The sequence below is a fragment of the Streptomyces cahuitamycinicus genome, from assembly GCF_002891435.1.
In the GTDB taxonomy this organism is placed as follows: Bacteria; Actinomycetota; Actinomycetes; order Streptomycetales; family Streptomycetaceae; genus Streptomyces; species Streptomyces cahuitamycinicus.
Window position 1 is genome coordinate 1 of record NZ_POUC01000913.1, and the last position, 725, is coordinate 725.

The following is a 725-nucleotide window of genomic DNA, read 5'->3' on the forward strand; positions in this document are numbered from 1 at the left end:
GAGTTCGTCGGCAGCGTCAGATGTGTATAAAGAGACAGGTCTTGGGCTGTGCCATCAGCGGGTCGTGTCCGCGGTCGCCTCGGAGAGGGCCTGCGCGAACGCGAGCGCCTCACGCACGGTCTCCGGTCCGTCCCCGGCCTCGCTGACGCGCAGGCTGAGGTCGTCCGCCGTCGAGTTGCCGGTGTAGCCGTGGTCCGCCTCGCAGTTGGGGTCGCCGCAGGCGGCCGGTTCCAGGTCGATGCGGGAGACGGCGCCCCAGCCGATGGTGAGGACGACCTCGCGGGGCAGGGAGCCCGGCTTGTACGACTCGGGGTTGGCGACCACGCGGCTGACCACGACCGACGAGATGCGGCCGATCTTCACCGACTCCGTCGACGTCGTGGCGTAGGGCGTCGGGGAGGTGCTGTCGGCGGCCTGTTCGTCGGTGTGGCTGACGATGAAGCGGTTGTCCGTGAGGACGAGCACGGTCACATGCCGCCGTACCTCGTTCTGGTCGAACGTCGTCTCCTGGTGGACCAGGAACGACCGCATGGGCTCACCGCCCACGGCAGCCTCCACCGCCTCGGCCACGAGGGCGGGGTAGTAGCCGCTGCGCTCGATCGCCGCCCGCAGCCCCTGGGTCGTCGTACTGGTCTTGGCCATGACGCCCATCCTACGGGGGACCACTGACTGCGAGGGACAGGTCGCCCCCTGTCAGTAGGCGGGGAGGGTCCGCGGGCCGAGGT

The 725-nt window shown here is 69.8% G+C and carries 1 protein-coding gene; it reads right to left on the reverse strand.

Features of this window, described 5'->3' with window-relative positions; genetic code table 11:
- Nucleotides 1–54 precede the first annotated feature (54 nt).
- Nucleotides 55–642 carry a DUF5998 family protein gene (locus C1J00_RS43845; protein WP_180989935.1) on the reverse strand — a complete coding sequence of 196 codons (588 nt, stop codon included), beginning with the start codon at nt 640–642 and terminating at the stop codon, nt 55–57.
- Nucleotides 643–725 lie beyond the last annotated feature (83 nt).

Excerpts from the sequence above, each read along its gene's own strand:
- C1J00_RS43845 (WP_180989935.1), bottom strand. The coding sequence starts at position 642 with ATGGCCAAGACCAGTACGACGACCCAGGGGCTGCGGGCGGCGATCGAG.